The sequence below is a fragment of the Streptomyces niveiscabiei genome, assembly GCF_033794345.1.
Taxonomy (GTDB): domain Bacteria; phylum Actinomycetota; class Actinomycetes; order Streptomycetales; family Streptomycetaceae; genus Streptomyces; species Streptomyces niveiscabiei.
In genome coordinates this window covers 151,177-170,803 of the sequence record NZ_JARAYJ010000005.1, presented here as the reverse complement: position 1 = coordinate 170,803, position 19,627 = coordinate 151,177, and the positions used below count along the sequence as shown (strand labels likewise).

At 72.4% G+C, this 19,627-nt stretch carries 16 protein-coding genes; 3 read left to right on the top strand and 13 right to left on the bottom strand.

All coding sequences use genetic code 11. The features are described 5' to 3' along the window. Window positions 1-19 precede the first annotated feature (19 nt). From pheT to infC, 7 genes are all read right to left on the bottom strand, one after another. Window positions 20-2,509 carry a phenylalanine--tRNA ligase subunit beta gene (gene pheT / locus PV682_RS08995; RefSeq protein ID WP_319725889.1) on the bottom strand — a complete coding sequence of 830 codons (2,490 nt, stop codon included), beginning with the start codon at window positions 2,507-2,509 and terminating at the stop codon, window positions 20-22. Next, window positions 2,509-3,630, bottom strand: a complete 1,122-nt coding sequence (gene pheS, locus PV682_RS08990; protein WP_319725886.1) for a phenylalanine--tRNA ligase subunit alpha — start codon at window positions 3,628-3,630, stop codon at window positions 2,509-2,511. The genes pheT and pheS overlap by 1 nt, the downstream gene beginning before the upstream one ends. A 126-nt stretch (window positions 3,631-3,756) precedes the next feature. Beyond that, window positions 3,757-4,863 carry a sensor histidine kinase gene (locus PV682_RS08985; RefSeq protein WP_055724832.1) on the bottom strand — a complete coding sequence of 369 codons (1,107 nt, stop codon included), beginning with the start codon at window positions 4,861-4,863 and terminating at the stop codon, window positions 3,757-3,759. A 45-nt stretch (window positions 4,864-4,908) separates the two neighbouring features. Next, window positions 4,909-5,745: a TrmH family RNA methyltransferase gene (locus PV682_RS08980; RefSeq protein WP_319725882.1), complete on the bottom strand. Its 837-nt coding sequence runs from the start codon at window positions 5,743-5,745 to the stop codon at window positions 4,909-4,911. Between the two features lie 85 nt (window positions 5,746-5,830). After that, window positions 5,831-6,214: a 50S ribosomal protein L20 gene (rplT, locus tag PV682_RS08975; protein WP_010350261.1), complete on the bottom strand. Its 384-nt coding sequence runs from the start codon at window positions 6,212-6,214 to the stop codon at window positions 5,831-5,833. A 93-nt stretch (window positions 6,215-6,307) separates the two neighbouring features. Next, a complete protein-coding gene (rpmI, locus tag PV682_RS08970; RefSeq protein WP_003977225.1) occupies window positions 6,308-6,502 on the bottom strand; it encodes a 50S ribosomal protein L35 in 195 nt (64 codons plus the stop codon). A 110-nt stretch (window positions 6,503-6,612) separates the two neighbouring features. Further along, entirely contained in the window at window positions 6,613-7,302 is a 690-nt protein-coding gene (infC, locus tag PV682_RS08965; RefSeq protein WP_079056703.1) for a translation initiation factor IF-3, read from the bottom strand. 372 nt (window positions 7,303-7,674) lie between these two features. Between infC and PV682_RS08960 the strand changes: the two genes are divergently transcribed. Continuing rightward, on the top strand, window positions 7,675-8,019 hold the full coding sequence (locus PV682_RS08960; RefSeq protein WP_319725880.1) for a DUF1844 domain-containing protein: 345 nt from the start codon (window positions 7,675-7,677) through the stop codon (window positions 8,017-8,019). Here the strand turns inward: PV682_RS08960 and PV682_RS08955 are convergent. Next, on the bottom strand, window positions 8,016-8,741 hold the full coding sequence (locus PV682_RS08955; RefSeq protein ID WP_319725878.1) for an SseB family protein: 726 nt from the start codon (window positions 8,739-8,741) through the stop codon (window positions 8,016-8,018). The two genes, PV682_RS08960 and PV682_RS08955, sit on opposite strands and share 4 nt — an antisense overlap. Before the next feature lie 149 nt (window positions 8,742-8,890). Here PV682_RS08955 and PV682_RS08950 point away from each other — a divergent pair, with 149 nt between their 5' ends. Next, window positions 8,891-9,823: a serine hydrolase gene (locus tag PV682_RS08950; RefSeq protein ID WP_319725876.1), complete on the top strand. Its 933-nt coding sequence runs from the start codon at window positions 8,891-8,893 to the stop codon at window positions 9,821-9,823. Between the two features lie 129 nt (window positions 9,824-9,952). Here the strand turns inward: PV682_RS08950 and mycP are convergent, their stop codons facing one another. Continuing rightward, entirely contained in the window at window positions 9,953-11,269 is a 1,317-nt protein-coding gene (gene mycP, locus PV682_RS08945) for a type VII secretion-associated serine protease mycosin (RefSeq protein WP_319725875.1), read from the bottom strand. Then, window positions 11,266-11,976, bottom strand: a complete 711-nt coding sequence (locus PV682_RS08940; protein WP_319725872.1) for a hypothetical protein — start codon at window positions 11,974-11,976, stop codon at window positions 11,266-11,268. The genes mycP and PV682_RS08940 overlap by 4 nt, the downstream gene beginning before the upstream one ends. 2,827 nt (window positions 11,977-14,803) lie before the next feature. Here PV682_RS08940 and PV682_RS08935 point away from each other — a divergent pair. Further along, window positions 14,804-16,006: an amino acid deaminase/aldolase gene (locus PV682_RS08935; RefSeq protein ID WP_319725870.1), complete on the top strand. Its 1,203-nt coding sequence runs from the start codon at window positions 14,804-14,806 to the stop codon at window positions 16,004-16,006. A 10-nt stretch (window positions 16,007-16,016) separates the two neighbouring features. On the opposite strand, the gene PV682_RS08930 is transcribed toward PV682_RS08935, so the two are convergent. Genes PV682_RS08930 through PV682_RS08920 form a run of 3 tightly spaced genes read right to left on the bottom strand, consistent with a single transcriptional unit; the run spans window position 16,017 to window position 19,557 of the window. Continuing rightward, complete coding sequence (locus tag PV682_RS08930) at window positions 16,017-16,799, bottom strand: 3-oxoacyl-ACP reductase (RefSeq protein WP_319725868.1); 783 nt, start codon at window positions 16,797-16,799, stop codon at window positions 16,017-16,019. Further along, window positions 16,796-18,163: an aldehyde dehydrogenase family protein gene (locus tag PV682_RS08925; protein WP_319725866.1), complete on the bottom strand. Its 1,368-nt coding sequence runs from the start codon at window positions 18,161-18,163 to the stop codon at window positions 16,796-16,798. Before PV682_RS08925 ends, PV682_RS08930 begins: the two co-directional genes overlap by 4 nt. 35 nt (window positions 18,164-18,198) lie before the next feature. Next, entirely contained in the window at window positions 18,199-19,557 is a 1,359-nt protein-coding gene (locus PV682_RS08920) for a glutamine synthetase family protein (protein WP_319725864.1), read from the bottom strand. Window positions 19,558-19,627 lie beyond the last annotated feature (70 nt).

Sequence of the window (19,627 nt, the reverse complement as noted above, 5' to 3'; positions counted from 1 at the left end):
CGCACCCGGCAACGAACCATCAACCCCGCAGGACAGCCCCCGTACGCTCCCCCGCGAGAGCCACAGCAGCATCCCGAGCAGCCGAAGCCTCATCAACCGTCAGTGTCCGGTCACCCGCACGGAAGCGCAGCGCGTAAGCCAACGACTTCCGCCCCTCCCCCAGTTGCTCGACGTTCTCGTACACGTCGAACAACCGAACCGCCTCCAGCAGCTCCCCGGCACCTTCCCGAAGCGCGGCCTCGACGTCGGCAGAAGGAACCGTCTTCTCCACCACCAGCGCGACATCCTGCGTGGCGACGGGGAACGACGAGATCCGGGGCGCCTCAAGGAGCCCGACCCCGGCCAACTCGACCGCGTCGAGGTCGATCTCCATCGCGGCGGTCCGCGCGGGCAGCCCGAACGCCTTGACCACGCGGGGGTGCAGCTCGCCGGCGTATCCGACGACGGTCTCACCGATCACGAACTCGGCGCACCGACCGGGGTGCCAGGGCCCGTACTGCCCTTGCCGCACCACGACCTCGGCCCCGGCCTCACGCGCGACCGCGCGCCCCGCCTCGACGGCGTCGGCCCAGTCGGCGGGGCGGCCCTTGCCCCACCAGCCGGCCTGCTCGCGGGCCCCGGCGAGGACGACACCCACGTGCCGGGGCTGAACCGGCAACGCGGCGTTCAGGGAAGCGAGTTCCTCGTCCGTGGGTCGCCGGTCGACGGGCAGCACCGGGGCGACGGCCTGCTCCTCGCGGGGGTGGAACACGAGCCCCGTCTCGAACAGGGCGAGATCGTGCGAGCCGCGTCCGTCGTTGCGGCGGAGCGCACCGAGCAGCCCGGGCAGCAGCGACGTACGGAGCGCGGGCTCCTCGTCGTTGAGGGGGTTGGTCAGCTTCACGACCCGCCGACGGACGTCGTCCGCGTCGAGCAGCAGCTGGTCGAAGACCTGCTCCCCGATGAACGGGTAGGACGGCGCCTCGACGTACCCGGCCCCGGCCAGCGCGCGGCCGACCCGGCGGTGCAGGCGCTGCCGCCCGGTGAGGCCGCGCCCGGCGGGCGGCTTGGGCAGGGTGGAGGGCAGGTTCTCGTACCCCTCAAGCCGGATGACCTCTTCGGCGAGGTCGTTGGGCGCGGCGAGGTCGGGCCGCCAGGACGGGACGGTGACGATCAGTTCGTCCTGCCCGTAGACGTCGCAGCCGATCTGCTGGAGGCGGCGTACGACGGTCTCGCGGCCGTAGGCGACCCCGGCGACCTTGTCGGGGTGGTCGGCCGGGACGCTGACCGTGTGCGGCGCGGACGGCGCGATGACCTCGGTGACGCCCGCCTCGGCGGTGCCACCGGCGAGGAGGACGAGCAGGTCGACGGCGCGCTGCGCGGCGGCGGACGCGGCCTGCGGGTCGACGCCGCGCTCGAAGCGGCGGGACGCCTCCGTGGACAGCTTGTGGCGGCGGGCCGTGCGGGCGATGGCGACCGCGTCGAAGTGGGCGGCCTCGATGACGACGTCACCGGTGGCGCCGTCGTCGTCGATCTCGGTGTTGGCGCCGCCCATGACGCCCGCGAGGCCGATGGGCCCGCGCTCGTCGGTGATGACGAGGTCCTCGGCGTGGAGGGTGCGCTCGACGGCGTCGAGGGTGACGAGCTTCTCGCCCTCGGCGGCGCGGCGGACGCCGATCGCGCCCTGGACGCGGGAGCGGTCGTAGGCGTGCAGGGGCTGGCCCAGCTCGGTCATCACGTAGTTCGTGACGTCGACGGCGAGGGAGATCGGGCGGATGCCGACCTTCTGGAGGCGGCGGGTCAGCCAGATCGGGGAGCGTGCCTCGGCGCTGAGCCCGGTGACGGTGCGGGCGGTGAAGCGGTCGCAGCCGAAGGGGTCGGAGACCTGGACCGGGTAGCCGTAGGCGTTCGGTCCGGGCACGTCGAGGAGCGCCGGGTCGCTGAGCGGGAGGCCGTAGGCGATGGCGGTCTCGCGGGCGACGCCGCGGATGGACAGGCAGTCGCCGCGGTTGGCGGTGACGGCGATGTCGAGGACCTCGTCGACGAGCTGGAGCAGCTCGATGGCGTCCTTGCCGACCTCGGTCTCGGGCGGCAGGACGATGATGCCCTTGGTGCCGTCCTCGCCCATGCCCAGCTCGTCGCTGGAGCAGATCATGCCGTGGGAGGTCTTGCCGTAGGTCTTGCGGGCGGCGATGGCGAAGTCGCCGGGCAGGACCGCGCCGGGCAGGACGACGACGACCTTGTCGCCGACGGCGAAGTTCCGGGCGCCGCAGACGATCTCCTGCGGCTCGCCGGTGCCGTTGGCGGTGCCGACGTCGACGGTGCAGAAGCGGATCGGCTTCTTGAAGCCCTCCAGCTCCTCGATGGTGAGGACCTGACCGACGACGAGGGGGCCCTTGAGGCCCTCGCCGAGCTGCTCGACGGTCTCGACCTCAAGGCCGGCGGAGACCAGTTTGGCCTGCACGTCGCGGCCGGTCTCGGTGGCGGGGAGATCGACGTACTCCCGCAGCCAGGAAAGCGGGATACGCATCAGATCTCACTCCCGAACGGCCGGGTGAAGCGCACGTCACCCTCGACCATGTCTCGCATGTCTTCGACGTTGTGGCGGAACATCAGCAGGCGCTCGATGCCGAACCCGAAGGCGAACCCGCTGTACTTCTCGGGGTCGACGCCGCAGGCGGTGAGCACCTTGGGGTTGACCATGCCGCAGCCGCCCAGCTCGATCCAGCCCTCGGAGGAGCAGGTGCGGCAGGGGCGGTCGGGGTTGCCGACGGACTCGCCCTTGCAGACGTAGCAGACCATGTCCATCTCGGCGGACGGCTCGGTGAACGGGAAGAAGTTCGGCCGCAGCCGGGTCTCCATGTCCGGGCCGAACAGGGAGCGGACCATGTGGTCCAGGGTGCCCTTGAGGTCGGCCATGGTGAGGCCCTCGTCGACCGCGAGCAGCTCGACCTGGCGGAAGACCGGGGTGTGCGTGGCGTCCAGCTCGTCCGTGCGGTAGACGACGCCGGGGCAGATCACGTACACCGGCAGGTCGCGGTCCATGAGGGAGCGGATCTGCACGGGCGAGGTGTGGGTGCGCAGCACCTGTCCGGAGTCGGCGGTGCCGTCGGCGGCCTGGACGAAGAAGGTGTCCTGCTCGCCGCGCGCCGGGTGGTCGGGGCCGATGTTGAGGGCGTCGAAGTTGAACCACTCGGCCTCGACCTGCGGGCCCTCGGCGACCTCGTAGCCCATCGCGACGAAGACGTCCTCGATGCGCTCGGAGAGGGTCGTCAGCGGGTGGCGGGCGCCGGCCGGGACGCGGTCGTACGGCAGGGTGACGTCGACGGCCTCCTCGACGAGGACGCGGGCGTCGCGCTCGGCCTCCAGCTCGGCCTGGCGGGCCGCGAGCGCCTTGTTGACGGCGCCGCGGGCCTGGCCGACGAGCTTGCCCGCGGCGGCCTTGGCCTGCGGGGGCAGCGCGCCGATCTCGCGGTTGGCCAGGGCCAGCGGGGAGGTGCCGCCGGTGTGGGCGACCTTCGCCTCCTGGAGCGCGTCCAGGGAGTCGGCGGCGGTAAACGCGGCGAGCGCCTCGTCCCGCATACGCTCGACTTCTTCCGGTTTCAACGCCTCGACCTCTACTGGGTCGTACGACTTATTCGGTGCCGACATCTCTTCCCGTGCTTCCGGTTGGCTGGCTGAAGACCCCCGTGACCGGCTCGCTGAGCTCTGTGGGACACAAAGGTGCCAAAGGCCGAGTCTAACGGGGCGTGGATGTTCGAACGCGCCCGTGGCGGCCTAGCTCAGATAGGCAGGGGCCGCCACGGGCAACGTAAATCGGAACTGCGCGCCGCCCTGGGGGGCGCGGCCGACCGTGATGACGCCGCCGTGGGCCTCGACGATGCCCTTGACGATGTAGAGCCCGAGGCCGGTGCCGCCGCGCTTGCTGCCCCGCCAGAAGCGGGTGAAGACGCGGTTCATGGACTCCTCCGGGATGCCCGCCCCCTCGTCGCTCACGGTGACCGACGTGCCCGTGTCCTCCCCTTCGCGGGGGGACGCGGCGGACGTGACGTCTATCGTGACGGTTCCCTCGCCGTGGCGCACGGCGTTTTCGATGAGGTTGCTGAGCACCTGGTCGACCTTGTCGGGGTCGGCCCACAGGGCGGGCAGGGGCTGGCCGATGCGCAGGAGGAAGCGGTCGGCGGGCAGGCCCGCCGCGACGTACGCCTGGATGTGGCGGCCGACGGCCGCGCCCATGTCGACGGGCTGGCGGCGGACCTCCAGGCGGCCGGAGTCTATGCGGGAGATGTCGAGGAGCTCGGCGATCAGGCGGGTCACGCGGTCCGCGTCGGCGTCGACGGTCTCCAGCATGAGGCGCTTCTGGTCGTCGGTGAACCGCTCCCACTTGGCGAGGAGGGTCGCGGTGAAGCCCTTGACGGAGGTGAGGGGGGAGCGCAGTTCGTGGGCGACCGTGGCGATCAGCTCGGCGTGGGAGCGCTCGGTGCGGCGGCGGGCCTCGGTGTCACGCAGGCAGACGACGACACGCTGTACGGGGCCGGCGGGGCGGTCGCGGACGTAGCGGGCGGAGACGAGGAACTCGCGTCCGCCGGGCAGGAGCAGGTTGCGTTCGGGCTGGCGCACCCGGGTGGCGAGGCCGCCGTAGGGATCGGTGAGCTGCCACCAGCGGCGGCCCTCCAGGTCCTCTAACGGCAGCGCCTTGTCGAGCGGCCTGCCGAGGACGTCGGCCGCGGCGGTGGCGGTCATCCGCTCGGCCGCGGCGTTGAAACAGACGACCCGGCCGTGCTCGTCGGCGACCACCAGGCCGTCCGGCAGCTCGTCCGGCCCCATCCCGGGCGGCCACCAGACCCTGCGGGCTTCCGGTGTGCCGCTCGTGACCGCACTCATCCTCGTACCCCACCTCCCGCGACGAGGACCCCCGAGCACGTCACCCTACAAGTTCTCGGTGACGCTGCGGCACCCTCCTGAGGCACGCTGTGCACGGGCTGACGCATAGAGACATACGGCGGCGGCGGTGGCCAGGTTCAGACTTTCAGCCTTTCCGTGGATGGGGACGCGCACGACGGCGTCCGCGAGCCCCCTGGTCTCCTCCGGGAGCCCCCACGCCTCGTTCCCGAACACCCAGGCGGTCGGGCCGCCCATCGTCCCCTTGTCCAGCTCGTCGTCCAGGTCGTCCCGGCCCGCCCCGTCGGCCGCGAGAATCCTGACGCCGGCCGCCTTCAGCCCCGCCACGGCCCGCTCGATCGGCACCCCGACGGCGACGGGGAGGTGGAACAGCGATCCGACGGACGCGCGTACGGCCTTCGGGTTGTACAGGTCGACGGAGGCGTCGGTGAGGACGACGGCCTCGGCGCCGGCCGCGTCCGCGCACCGCAGGACCGTACCGGCGTTCCCGGGGTCGCGTACGTGGGCGAGGACGGCGACGAGCTTCGGGCGGGCGGCGAGGATGTCCTCGAAGGGGGTGTCCAGGAACCGGCAGATCCCGACGAGGCCCTGCGGGGTGACGGTGGTGGAGATGTCGGCGACGACCTGCTCGTCGGCGAGGTGCACCCGCGCGCCCGCGTCCCTGGCCTCCCCGACGACGTCCGCGTACCGCTCGGCGGCCTCCACGGTCGCGAACAGCTCGACCAGCGTCCCCCTGGCCGCCTCCCGCACCGCCTGCGGCCCCTCCGCGAGGAACAGCCGCTCCTTGCTCCGGAAGTTCCGCTTGGCGAGGCGCCGCGCGGCGGAGACGCGGGGGGAACGGGGGGAGATGAGGTCGGGGGTCATGAGGGTCTCTTTCAGACAGTTCGCGTCAACAAAACGGACCCGTAGGTAAACCCACGGGTCCGTACAGTCAGGCTCAAGCCCGGAGTCACGCCGCCTTGGGGGCGTTGACGTCCGCCGGCAGCGCCTTCTGGGCGACCTCGACGAGCGCGGCGAACGCGTTCGCGTCGTTCACGGCCAGCTCGGCGAGGATCTTGCGGTCGACCTCGACGTTCGCGGCCTTCAGACCCTGGATGAAGCGGTTGTAGGTGATGCCGTTCGCGCGGGCAGCGGCGTTGATGCGCTGGATCCACAGCTGACGGAAGTCGCCCTTGCGCTTCTTGCGGTCGTTGTAGTTGTAGACCAGCGAGTGGGTGACCTGCTCCTTGGCCTTGCGGTACAGGCGCGAACGCTGACCACGGTAGCCGGAGGCGGCTTCGAGGATCGCCCGGCGCTTCTTGTGGGCGTTGACTGCCCGCTTGACGCGTGCCACTTGTTAACTCCTTGTAGCGGGGCCGTGGTTGGACTCACACGACCCGGTGTCGAATAGGTCCCGGTCGAGGCGTAGGGCGCTAGGCGCCGTACGTCACTTGCCGAGAAGCTTCTTGATCTTCGCGGCGTCGCCCGGGGCCATCTCGGCGTTGCCGGTGAGGCGACGCGTCACGCGGGACGACTTGTGCTCAAGCAGGTGGCGCTTGCCGGCGCGCTCGCGGAGCACCTTGCCGGAGCCGGTGATCTTGAAGCGCTTGCTGGCACCGCTGTGCGACTTGTTCTTCGGCATAGCGCCGTACTCTCCTCGTCGGTGGCGCTCCGGTGCCCGGTCGTGAAACCGGGCACGGGGTGGAGCGTCGCTGTTCTGTCGGTCGATCCGAGGGACTCGCGTCCCGTGGATCACGCCTCGGCGGAAGCCTCGGCAGGGGTCTCGACGACCTCGTCGGCCTCGTCGGTCTCCCGGACCTCGGCGTTCACGGCGTCGGCGTCCGCAGCGTTCTGCGAGCGGCCGGGGTTGGCCTTCGCCTCGGCCTTGCGGGCCTCCTGCGCCTGACGGGCCTCGGCCATCGCCTCGGTCTTCTTCTTGTGCGGACCGAGAACCATGATCATGTTTCGGCCGTCCTGCTTCGGGTTCGACTCGACGAACCCGAGGTCCTCGACGTCCGAAGCGAGGCGCTGGAGCAGGCGGTAGCCCAGCTCCGGGCGCGACTGCTCACGGCCGCGGAACATGATCGTGATCTTGACCTTGTCGCCCTGCTTGAGGAACCGGACGACGTGACCCTTCTTGGTGTCGTAGTCGTGCGGGTCGATCTTCGGCCGGAGCTTCATCTCCTTGATGACCGTGTGCGCCTGGTTCTTGCGCGCCTCACGGGCCTTCATGGCCGACTCGTACTTGAACTTCCCGTAGTCCATGAGCTTGCAGACCGGCGGGCGGGCGTTCGCCGCGACCTCGACCAGGTCCAGGTCGTACTCCTGCGCAAGCTCCAGTGCCTTGGCCAGGGGGACGATGCCCACCTGCTCGCCACTGGGACCGACAAGTCGCACCTCGGGAACGCGAATCCGGTCGTTGATGCGGGGCTCGGCGCTGATGAGTCCTCCTCGGTTGCACCACGCGACTCCCTGGTTCGAGCGCCGCGTAACGTCTGTCTCTTAAGACCTTCAACCATGCCGAGGCAGAAAAAATGCCCCGGACGATCACATGCGGGGTTCCTCGAACTACCGGAACACCGCCGCGGGATCGCGGGGCGTACTCATCGGACGGCGGCGCCCCGCGAGGGGCGGCCGTCTGACCGGTGACCCGCCGCCCCTGGGGGTGGTCGGGTGGGAGTTCGAAGCCTCCACTTGTGGGCCGGGCACAGTCATGTCCAGCCGGTCGTTCTCCAACGTTAACAGTTCGCGTCGGTACTGGCCAATCCGGGCTCCGTGGTGGACCCTGTGCGCCCTCCCCCTATCGTGTCCCCCATGAGTGACACCCCCGACTTCAACGAAATGACCCGCGACATCGCCGAGGTCCCCGCCGTCGAGGTCATCGTGACGGTCGCCGTCAACCTCATGAGCGCCGCGGCCGTCAAGCTCGGGCTGACCGAGGAGGGCGAGAAGTTCAAGGACCTGGACGAGGCGCGCAAGCTGATCACCGCGTTGGCGGGGCTGCTGGACGCGTCCGCCACGGAGATCAGCAGTTTCCATGCGGCGCCGCTGCGGGACGGCCTGAAGTCGTTGCAGCTCGCGTTTCGCGAGGCGTCGATCGTGCCGGACGCGGTGGGGCAGGGGCCTGGCGAGAAGTACACGGGGCCGGTTTACAGCTAGAAGACCTGGCTGCTGCCCGGTAGTTCGGTGCCGGTCGGCAGTAGTGCCAAATCCAAGCCCTTCACCAAGCGTGCCCTGAGTGTCTCGTCCGCCGCCAGGCGTTCCGCCACCGACTGGGCCGCCTTGGCCGGTACGGCGTCGTCCGCCAGGACCAGGGCCAGGGTGCCGTCCGAGTCTCCCGGGCCCAGGTACGCGCGCTGGACCGCCGGTTCCGATGCCACCGCTGCTCGCACCGCCTCGCGCACTGCCGGGTCCGCCAGCGGGTCCGTCGTCGTGCGGCCCTCCGCCAACGCCAGCAGCGCTTGTCCCGTCAGTTCGAAGGGGACCGGGCCCGCGAGGTCCAGGATGAGCGTGTCCGCCTTCTCGTGGGCCGCCGCCTCCAGGGCCTGGTGGAGGCGGACCGCGACCGGGCGGGCCTGGGGGTCCCAGAGGGCCAGGGACGCCGTCGACGTGAACGCGGGGAGCGCCTTGCGGGGGCCCGCCTTCAGGGTGGGGACCGCCATGTCGCTCGTCTTCTCGCGGCGCAGTCCGTTCTCGTCCTCCTCGACCTCGCCGAGGACCGCCACGACGGGGACCAGGAGGCGGGCGTCCCGCAGAGCCGCCAGCACCGGGGGGACGGCCGTGCGGTCCTGCGACCACGCGGTGAGCGCCGCCGCGAGCGCCGGGTCGGCCGTGCCGTCGTCGTCGGGGAAGCCGGGGTCGGGAATGTTCTTGTTCGCCACGGTCGACGACCCTATCGGGGGGATGCTGCTGCGGTTGTGCGGGGCCGGTAACCGCGCGGTCACCGGTTTCACGGTTCTCTCAGAAATCCCTGACACAGCTCTAACGTCCGTCTCACGGGGGACACAGTCACCGCCCCCACCATCGCGGGATGGAGTCCTCCAGAGCCGTACGACGCCACCGCGCCCGCCCCTCCTCCCGGCGCCGGCCGCTCCTGGTGTCCGTGCTCGCCGTCGTCGCGATGGCCTGCGGGACGGCGTACGTGAAGACCCACGACAGCGCTCCCGGCACCCCCGTATCGTCGGCCCCGGCGGCGACGTCCTCGCCGGCCGCGCGCACCCAGGAGGAACCTGTGCCGGAGACCGACCGCACCGCGCTGCTGAAGACGGCGATGGGGACGGTGAGCGTCCCCGGTGACGCCGCCGTGTCCGTGGGGGTGCTCGATCTGGCCTCCGGGGACAGTGCCGTGTACGGGGAGGCCGCGTTCGACACGGCCAGCATCGTGAAGGTCGACATCCTCGCCGCGCTGCTGCTCCAGGCGCAGGACGCGGGCCGGAGCCTCACCGCGCGGGAGAAGGCGTACGCCGCCCTGATGATCGAGAACAGCGACAACGACTCGGCCACCGCCCTGTGGAACAGCATCGGCCGGGCGGAGGGGCTCGACGCGGCCAACGACCGGTTCGGGATGACCGGCACGGAGGGCGGGGAGGGCGCGCTGTGGGGGCTCACGCAGACGACCGCCGCCGATCAACTCGCCCTGCTCCAGCAGGTGTTCGGGGACTCCTCGGAACTGAGCGACGCCTCCCGGGCGTACGTCGGCGGGCTGATGGCCCAGGTCGAGGCCGATCAGCGGTGGGGGGTGTCGGCCGCCGCGCAGGGCGCCGGGTGGGCGCTGAAGAACGGGTGGCTCCCGCGCAGCACGACGGGGCTGTGGGACGTCAACAGCATCGGGCGGGTGACGGCCGGGGGCGGGGCGTATCTGGTGGCCGTGCTGTCCGACGGGAACGTGAGCATGGCGGCGGGGGTGTCGCTGGTGGAGGAGGCGGCGCGGGTGGCGGTGGGGGCGTTCCTGGCGGGGGCGTAACGGGGGTCACGGCGGCGTCCCGCCCCGACGGGACCGGGCGGACGCCGGCTGCACGGCGTAGCGGGGGGCGCGGCGGCGTCCAGGGCCCTGCGGCCGGTGCCGTACCGCTGGGCCCCGTACCGCTCGCTCCTAGAACTCCGTGCGCCGGCGTCCCCGCCACAGCACCACCGATGCCACCAGCAGTACTCCCCCGGCGCCTCCTGCCAGCGGGCCCGCCCAGTCCGACGTGTCGTCGTCGGCCTTCTCCTTGTCGGGGCCCGCGCCGAAGTACTCCTTGCCGTACGACCGGGAGGTCAGGCCCTGCGGCTTGAGTTTCGCGGCGGCCCTGATCGCGGCGGCGGGGTCGATGAAGCCGTAGCCGCGTGAGTCGTCCCGGCCGCCGGTGGGGGCGTCGCGGGCGGTGGACTCCAGGAGGTTCTTGATCTGCGCCGGGGTGAGGCCGGGGTGCGCGGACTTGATGAGCGCGACCGCGCCGGAGACGAAGGCCGCCGCCGCGCTCGTGCCCCAGCCCTCGTAGTACTTGTGGTCGGGGTCGGCGATCACGACGTCCACGCCGGGGGCGCTGACCGTGGCGTACCAGCGGCGGGTGGAGAAGTAGGCGCGTACGCCGTTCTTGTCGACGGCCGTCGCGGCGATCACGCCCGGGTAGGCCGCCGGGTACGAGATGTGGTCGCCCTTGTCGCCGCCGTTGCCCGCGGAGGCGACGACGACCGAGCCCTTCTTCAGGGCGTACTGCACGGCCTCGTCCTCGGCGGGCTCGGGGTGCGCGGACGCCGAGTCGTCGCCGAGGGACAGGTTGATGACGTCGGCGCCCTGGTCGGCGGCCCAGCGGATGCCTTCGGCGAGGGCGTTGCCGCGGGTGTTCCTCGCGCGGGTGCGGGCCGGGTCGCCGTCCTCCAGGATCACCCTGACGGGCAGGATCTTCGCCTCCGGGGCGATGCCCATGACGCCGTCGGCGTTGTCGTACCCGTGCCCATGGCCCGCGATGATCCCGGCCATCGCGGTGCCGTGCCGGGCCCAGGCCCGCTGCCCGCGCACCGCGCCGAACCCGACGAGGTCCTTCTCGGGCAGGACGTTGCCGGTGAGGTCGGGGTGATCGGCCTCGACGCCGGTGTCCAGTACGGCGACGGTGATCCCGGCGCCCTTGGTGGTCTGCCACGCCTCCTGCGTGTGCATCGCCTCCAGGGCCCACTGCTGGTCGCGTATGCCGTCCGCGTAGGCGGTGGTCGGGGGGACGAGGGCGACCGCGGCGGCGAGGAGGCAGCCGAGGAGGGTCGCGCGGCAGGTGGTGCGGTGACGGGTGGTTCGTCGGGGGGTGGCGGGTTGGAGGGTGGTGGATTGGGGGGTGATGGGTCGGAGGGGGGCAGGTCGGGAGGTGATGGGTCGGGGGGTGGTTCGTCGGCGGGTGGTCGAGGGGGGTGCCGATTCGTTTCCGTGGGTCGTCATGACGGCTGCTCCGTCGGGGCGGCGGCGGCCTTGCGCAGGGCTCGTTCGATGCGGTCGGCGAGGCCCTTGGCCTCGTTGCCGAGGCCCGCCTGGGCGATGTCCGACGTCGCGCCGGTCGCGGTCGCCTCGGCGGCGGGCTGGGGGGTGTCGACCGTGCGGTTGTCCGCCCAGCCGGAGACGGAGTACACCACCACGGGCGCGTCCGTCAGGACCGACACCGTCCACGACGCGCGCTGCGCCGTGCCGAAGCGGGCCGCGAGGGTGTCCGGGGCGGCGTACGGGCGGGGCATCAGGTCCGTACGGCGGGCCAGGCCCTCCTTCTCGAACCTCGCGTCCAGCTCCCGCATGCGGGCCGGGTCGGCGGTCGTGAACAGCATGCCGACGGTGGTCACGTAGCTCTGCGTCGCGTCCACGTACGTCGCCCTCAGCAGGCGGTCGCAGCCCACCGGGGCGAGGACCTGTGCGAGCAGGGGGTCGAACGCCTTCTCGCAGCCCGTGTCCGGGGCCACGCCGATCCGCGTCCACGTCCGGTCGGCCCCGCCGGGGCCCGCGCCCTGTCCGTCCACCGTCACCGGGAACAGTTCGTCCACCGGGACGCTGTGCCAGATCGCCCCGGCCGCCGCGTAACTCCCACTCGCCGCCGCCGCGTCGCCCCCGACCAGCCAACTCCCCGTCACCGCACCGCCGATGAGCCCCAGACCGAGCACGACACAGACAGCCGCGGCGACTATCCGGCCACGGGCCAGGGGTGACGGAGAGACCGCCCCCTCAAAACTCCCACCGAACGCGGTGACCGTCGGAGGAGCGGCGGTCCAGGAGAGGGAGGGGTCGGGGGTGAGGTGAGGGGGCAGGGGGGAGGAAGCGGAGGGTGGAGGTGTGGGGTGGCCGGGGGTGTGGTGAGGGGCTGAGGAGACAGGGGTGTCAGAGGGGGCGCGGAGGGGGGTCGGGGGTGCCATGGAAGCTCGGGGTGCCGTGGAAGCTGGGGGTGCCGTGGGGGTGGGGGGCGTCATCGAAGCCGAGGGCGCTGCGGGGACGTGGGGGGCTGTGGAGGCTGGCGCCGTGGACGCCTGGGGTGCCGTGGAGGCTGGGGACGCCGCAGAGACCTGGGGTGCCATGGAGGCTGGGGACGCCGTAGGAGTCGAGGGCGGCGCGGAGGCCGGGGACCCCACGGGCGTCGAGGGCACGGCGGGGTCCGGAGTGTTCCGGCCGGAACCGGGGGTGCCCGTCGTGGAGTGCGGGGCCGTGGGCCGGGGGGATCCGCCGGTCACGGGAGCGGGGCGCTCACCGGCCCGCCCCGAGGAGGTCGGGGTCGTCGGGGTCGGGACGGTCGTGGGCGGCTGCATCGGGGGGGTCTGTTCCGGGGTGACACGAGTGGTACCGGGGCGCGCGGACTTGGGTGGGGTGGAGGGGCGCGGGGGGATGGGGCGGGTGGGTTCGGCGGCTTGGGAGGGCCGGCCGTCGGGCGCGGGGGCGGTGGCCGAGCGGGGTGGGGTGACGGGGCTCTCGGCGGTGGGGGCCGTGGCTGGACGCGGCGGGGGTACGGGGCTCTCCGACGCGGGGGCGGTGGCCGGACGCGGGGCGGGGCGGTGGCTCTCCGGCGCCGGGGCGTCTGTCGGGCGCGGCGGGATGGAGGGGCTCTTCGGCGCGGGTGCGGTGGCCGGGTGCGGTGGGGTGGCAGGGGTCTCTGACGCGGGTCCCCTCCCTGGGCGGGGCTCAGCGCGATGTGTCTCTGACGCGGGGTCTGTGGGCGGGTGCGGTGCTGTGTGGTGGTTCTTCGTCGCCGGGGTGCCTTGTTCAGGGTCCTGGCCGGGAGGGGCGTACGACGAGCTGGTGCCGGGCGTCGCCGGGGTGCCCGGGCGCGGGGAAGCGCCGTACGGCGTGGCAGCTCGCTCGGGGCCCTCAGCGCCGTACGGCGAATCGGCTCGCCCCGAGGCATCCGTGCCGTACGACGCGGCTACCCGTCCCTGAGCCTCAGCGCCTGGCGAGAAGGGCCGGCCCTTCTCCTGCGCGCCGGAGCCGGAACGGCGGGACGACGCGCCGCGGTCCGCTTCCCGCGCCGAGCCCGAGGGGGTCGGACCTGACATGGAGCCGGGGCGGGGCGAGGCACCCACGGGCTGGGCCGGGGCCGAAGGAGTCCCACCTGGCACGGAGCCGGGGCGGGGCGGAGCACCCACGGGCTGGGCCGGGTTCGGAGAAGTCCGGCCTGACACCGAGCCGGGGCGGGGCGGGGCACCCACGGGCTGGGTCGGGTTCGGAGTGGTCGGGGCTGTTCCGGGACCGGGGCTGAGGGGAGGTCCCGAGGGGTGAGGCGGGTCCGAAGGGAGGGAGTTCGCCGCCGTGTCGGGGCGGGACGGGGGCTTCGAGGTGTGGTCGGCCGAGGAGTTGTCCTGTTCCGGCGGCGTAGGGGTCTCGTACGACACCTTTGGCGTGGACCGAGGGCGCGGCGGGGTGGCGCCGTCCTGTGTCGGGGCGTCGTACGGCGGCGTTGGGCGGGGTGAAGTCGAGTCGGCCGAGGGGAACGGGACGTCGAACTCGGGGGGACGCGCCGAGGACGTGGGTGTCCAGGCCGGCGTGTCCGTCGGGACGGAGCGTGCGGGCGACTCACCGGAGGGACGACGGCTCGGCGGAGCCATCCGGCTGCGCGAGAACGGCGTCCAGGCACTGCCGGAAGCGGACGGACGCGGAGCGTCACCGGCCGACGCCTGCGCGGCACGAGAGACGTACGGCCGAACACCGTCGGCGCTGAACGCGGCACCGGAAAACGCGTCGCCGCCACCGGACGCAGTACCGGAAGAGGCACGACCGCCACCAGGGGCGGCGTGGAAAGAGGCACCGCCATCACCAGACGCCGCACCGGAAGCAGCGCCACCGACACCAGACCCGGCGCCGGCAGAGGCACCGCCACCAGTCGCAGCACCGCCCGCCTGTTCACCGTCGCTCACCCCAGGCCCCCGCACCCCCACCCCCGGCCAAGGAGCCGAAGGCGCCACGTCCGGGAACCGGGCCGAAGCCACCGGCGGTGGGAAGACGTCCCCTCCGACCCCCGCACCCACCTCACGAACCCCGCTCCCCGCACGCGGCACGCTCACATCAGGTCTCTCACTCACCCCACCCCGAACCACACCCCCCTCGCCCCGAGCGGACCGCTCGCTCACCTCGTCCCATGCCTCACCCCCCACCACACGCCCGTCCCTCCGCAGCGCCCCGTCCCCCGCAGAGCCCTCCCTCAAGGACGCCCCTTCCGCAGCCGTGTGTTCCGCAGGAGGGCGCCGCGCTTCCGTGCTCAAGTGCACCCCCCGTTTCCTCGTGCGTGCCGAGCCGCCCGGTGAGCGGCGGCGTCCCCGTGGACGGTGGTCCCCTCGGGCACGCATACCCGCACAGGTCGACCGGCATCCCGGCCGGAGCAGTTCCTCCGTGCGTGCGCGTCACTCTACGGCTTGTCGTGGGAGGAGGGAGAACCCGTACCACCACCCCGGGGCTTCTGCCCGTATCGTCCCCCTACCCTGCGGTAATCGGGTCTGGCAGGCTGCGTGCATGACTGTGCGCGCCGCCGACCGGGCCCGTTACGACCGGGCCACCGCTCATCTGGACGCTCCGCTCGCGATCGTCGATCTGGACGCGTTCGACGCGAACGCGGAGGACCTGCGCCGCCGGGCCGCGGGGAAGCCGGTCCGGGTGGCGAGCAAGTCCGTCCGCTGCCGGGCACTGCTGGAGCGGGTGCTCGCGAGGGACGGCTTCGCGGGGCTGATGTCGTTCACGCTGGCGGAGTCCCTGTGGCTGGCCCGCTCGGGTTTCGAGGACGTCCTGCTGGCGTACCCGTCGGCGGACCGGGCGGGGTACGCGGAACTGGCGGCCGACCCGAAGCTCGCCGCGGCGGTGACGGTCATGGTCGACGACGTCGCCCAGCTCGACCTGATCGACGCCGCGCGGGGCGACGGCCGTGAAGTGGTCCGTGTCTGCCTGGAGTTGGACACGTCCCTCCAGATGCTGGGCGGCCGGATCAGGGTCGGCGCACTGCGGTCCCCCCTCCGCTCCCCCACCCAACTCGCCGACTTCGCCCGCACGGTGACCCGGCGTCAGGGCTTCAAGCTGGTCGGCATCATGGCGTACGAGGGTCACATCGCCGGCGTCGGGGACTCGGTGGCCGGCCGGCCCCTCCGCTCCCGCGCGATCCAGCTGATGCAGCGCACGGCCCGCCGCGAACTCGCCGAGCGCCGCGCCGAGGTGGTCCGCGCGGTCCGCGCCGTCGCCCCGGACCTGGAGTTCGTGAACGGCGGCGGCACGGGCAGCGTGGAGAGCACGGTGGCCGAGGACGCGGTGACGGAGGTCGCGGCGGGTTCGGGCCTGTACGTGCCGCGCCTGTTCGACAACTACACGTCGTTCACGGGCCGTCCGGCGGCCCTGTTCGCGCAGCCGGTCGTACGGCGCCCGGGCGTCGGCGTGGTGACGGTCCTGGGCGGCGGCTACCCCGCCTCGGGCGCACCCGGCGTGGACCGCCTGCCGGTGCCGTATCTCCCGGAGGGGCTCAGGTACGACCCCCAGGAGGGGCCCGGCGAGGTCCAGACGCCCCTGATCGGGGCGCCCGCCGACGATCTGCTGATCGGCGACAAGGTGTGGTTCCGGCACGCGAAGGCCGGTGAACTCTGCGAGCGGTTCGACCAGTTGCACCTGATCGAGGGGGACACCGTCACGGAGACGGTGCCCACCTACCGCGGCGAGGGCCACACCTTCCTCTGAACGGACAGACCTACAGCGGGGTGACGTACGCGCCCGAGATCCCGCCGTCCACCAGGAAGTCGGTCGCGTTGACGAACGAGGAGTCGTCGCTCGCCAGGAAGGCGACGGCGGCGGCGATCTCCTCGGCCTGGGCGAACCGGCCCACGGGGATGTGGACGAGCCGCCGGGCCGCGCGCTCGGGGTCCTTCGCGAACAGCTCTTGCAGGAGTGGGGTGTTGACCGGCCCCGGGCACAGCGCGTTCACCCGGATGCCCTCGCGCGCGAACTGCACGCCGAGTTCGCGGGACATGGCGAGGACGCCGCCCTTGGACGCGGTGTACGAGATCTGCGAGGTGGCCGCGCCCATCCGGGCCACGAACGACGCCGTGTTGATGATCGAACCCCGCTGCTGTTGGCGCATGTAGGGGATCGCGGCCTTGCAGCACAGGTACACGGACGTCAGGTTGACCTCCTGGACGCGCTTCCAGGCGTCGAGCCCGGTCTCCAGGATGGAGTCGTCGTCGGGGGGTGAGATCCCGGCGTTGTTGAAGGCGATGTCGACGCTGCCGTACGTGTCGTAGGCGGTCTTGAAGAGCGCCTCGACCTGTTCGGGGTCCGTGACGTCGACCTTCACGAAGAGGCCGCCGACCTCGTCGGCGGCGGCCTTTCCGCCGGTCTCGTCGATGTCGGCGCAGACGACGTGCGCGCCCTCGGAGGCGAGGCGGCGGGCGGTGGCGAGGCCGATGCCGCTGCCGGCTCCGGTGATGACGGCGGTACGGCCGACGAGGCGGCGGCAGACAGGAGTCTCGGTCACTGTGCGGGGTCCTCCGTGCTGATGAAGACGTTCTTGGTCTCGGTGAAGGCGGCGAGCGCGTCGGGGCCGAGCTCGCGGCCGACCCCGGACTGCTTGTAGCCCCCGAAGGGGGTCCAGTAGCGCACGCTGGAATGGGAGTTGACGGACAGGTTGCCCGCCTTGACGGCCCGGGAGAGCCGCAGGGCGCGGCCGAGGTCCCGGGTCCACAGGGAGCCGGAGAGGCCGTAGGGGGTGTCGTTGGCGAGGCGGATCGCGTCGGCCTCGTCGGTGAAGGGGAGCAGGACGGCGACGGGGCCGAAGATCTCCTCGCGGCAGGCGGGCGAGTCGGGGGCCTCGGCGGTCAGGACGGTCGGCGGGAACCAGAAGCCGGGGCCGCCGGGGGCGCTGCCGCGCAGGGCGCCGGGTGCGTCGTCCGGCACGAACGACCGTACGCGGTCGAGCTGTTGGCGGGAGATCAGCGGGCCCATCTGGGTCTTCTCGTCGGCCGGGTCGCCGACGACGACGGCCGCGAGGGCCTCGGCGAGGAAGGCGCGCGCCTCGTCGTACACGCTCTCCTGGACGAGGATGCGGGTGCGGGCGCAGCAGTCCTGGCCGGAGTTGTCGAGGAACGAGAAGGGGTCGAGGGCCTTCGCCAGGTCGGCGTCCGCGAACACCACGTTGGGGCTCTTGCCGCCGAGTTCGAGGGTGACCGGCTTCACCAGGGCCGCGCAGCGTTCCATGATGTCGCGGCCGGTGCGGGTGGAGCCGGTGAACACGATCTTGGCGACGCCGGGGTGGTCGACGAGGGCGCGGCCCGCGATGTCGCCGTGGCCGGGGACGACTTGGAAGAGGCCCTCGGGAAGCCCTGCGTCCAGGGCGAGTTGGGCGAGGCGCAGGGCCGTGAGCGGGGTGGTCTCGGCGGGCTTGAGGACGACCGCGTTGCCCGCCGCGAGCGCGGGGAAGGAACCCCAGGCGGCAATGGGCATGGGGAAGTTCCAGGGCGCGATCACGCCGACGACGCCGAGGGGTTCGAGGATGGTGACGTCGAGGCCGCCGGCGACCGGGATCTGACTCCCCGTCAACCGCTCGACGCCGCCCGCCGCGTACAGGAGCAGGTCGCGCGCGTTGCCCGCCTCCCAGCGGGCGTTGCCGATCGTGTGCCCGGCCTCGCGGACCTCCAGCGCGGCCAACTCCTCGATGTGGGCGTCGACTTGGTCGGCGAACCGGCGCAGGAGGCGGGCGCGGTCGGCGGGGGCGAGGGCGGCCCAGGTCTCCTGGGCGCGCGCCGCGCGGGTGACGGCCGCGTCGACCTCGGCGGCGCCGGCGGCGGGGACCCTCGCGACGACCTCCTCGGTGGCCGGGTCGAGGACGATCAGCTCGGACAATGCGTGACCCTTCACAGTCGTAAGTCGTAGTGGCTCTACAGGCGTTCGAAGGACCGGCGCAGTTCCCAGTCCGTGACGGCCGCGTCGAACGCGGCGAGTTCCACGTGCGCCATGTTGAGGTAGTGCGCGACGACCTCCTCACCGAACGCGGCCTCCGCGATGGGGCTGTGCTCCCAGAGGTCGGCGGCCTCGCGCAGGGTGGTGGGGACGTGCTCGTAGTCGCCGGTGTACGCGTTTCCGGCGCAGGCGGCGGGGAGTTCGAGCTGGTGCTCGACGCCGTACAGGCCCGCCGCGACCAGGCCGGCGACCGCGAGGTGCGGGTTGACGTCGCCGCCGGGGAGGCGGTTCTCGAAGCGCAGGGAGCGGCCGTGGCCGACGACGCGCAGGGCGCAGGTGCGGTTGTCGCGGCCCCAGGCGGCGGCGGTCGGCGCGAAGGAGCCCGGCTGGAACCGCTTGTAGCTGTTGATGTTGGGGGCGTACAGCAGGGAGAAGTCCCGCAGGGCGGCGAGCTGTCCGGCGAGGAAGTGGCGCATGGTGTCGGTCATGCCGTCCGGGCCCGCGAAGACGTTCGCGCCGTCGGCGTCGGTCAACGAGAGGTGGATGTGGCAGGAGTTGCCCTCGCGCTCGTCGAACTTGGCCATGAAGGTGAGCGATACGCCCTCCTGGGCGGCTATCTCCTTCGCGCCGGTCTTGTAGACGGCGTGCTGGTCGCAGGTGGTCAGGGCCTCGTCGTAGCGGAAGGCGATCTCGTGCTGGCCGAGGTTGCACTCGCCCTTGGCGGACTCGACGGTCAGGCCCGCGCCGGCCATCTCGTTGCGGATGCGGCGCAGGAGGGGTTCGATGCGGCCGGTGCCGAGGATCGAGTAGTCGACGTTGTACTGGTTGGCGGGGGTGAGGCCCTTGTAGCCCGCGTCCCACGCCTGCTCGTAGCTGTCGCGGAAGACGATGAACTCCAGCTCCGTGCCGACCTGCGCGGTCCAGCCGCGCTCGGCGAGGCGGTCCAGCTGGCGGCGCAGGATCTGGCGGGGCGCCGCGCCGACCGGGGAGCCGTCCTCCCAGGCCAGGTCGGCGATCAGGAGGGCGGTGCCGGGGTGCCAGGGGATGCGGCGCAGGGTGGCGAGGTCGGGGCGCATCGCGAAGTCGCCGTAGCCGCTCTCCCAGGACGACATGGCGTAGCCGCGGACGGTGTTCATGTCCGTGTCGACGGCGAGGAGGTAGTTGCAGCCCTCCGTGCCGTGCCGGAGGACCTCGTCGAGGAAGAAGCGGGCCGCGAACCGCTTGCCCTGGAGACGGCCCTGCATGTCGGGGAAGGCGAGGACGACCGTGTCGATCTCGCCCGCCGCGACCAGGGCGTGCAGGTCCTCGACGGGCAGCGGGGCTGTGCGGTCTGGCACGGAGGGCCTCCTCTAGGGCGTCCAAGAGTCATAAGGTATTGCTGAAAACCATTGCTTGGGAAGGGGGCAC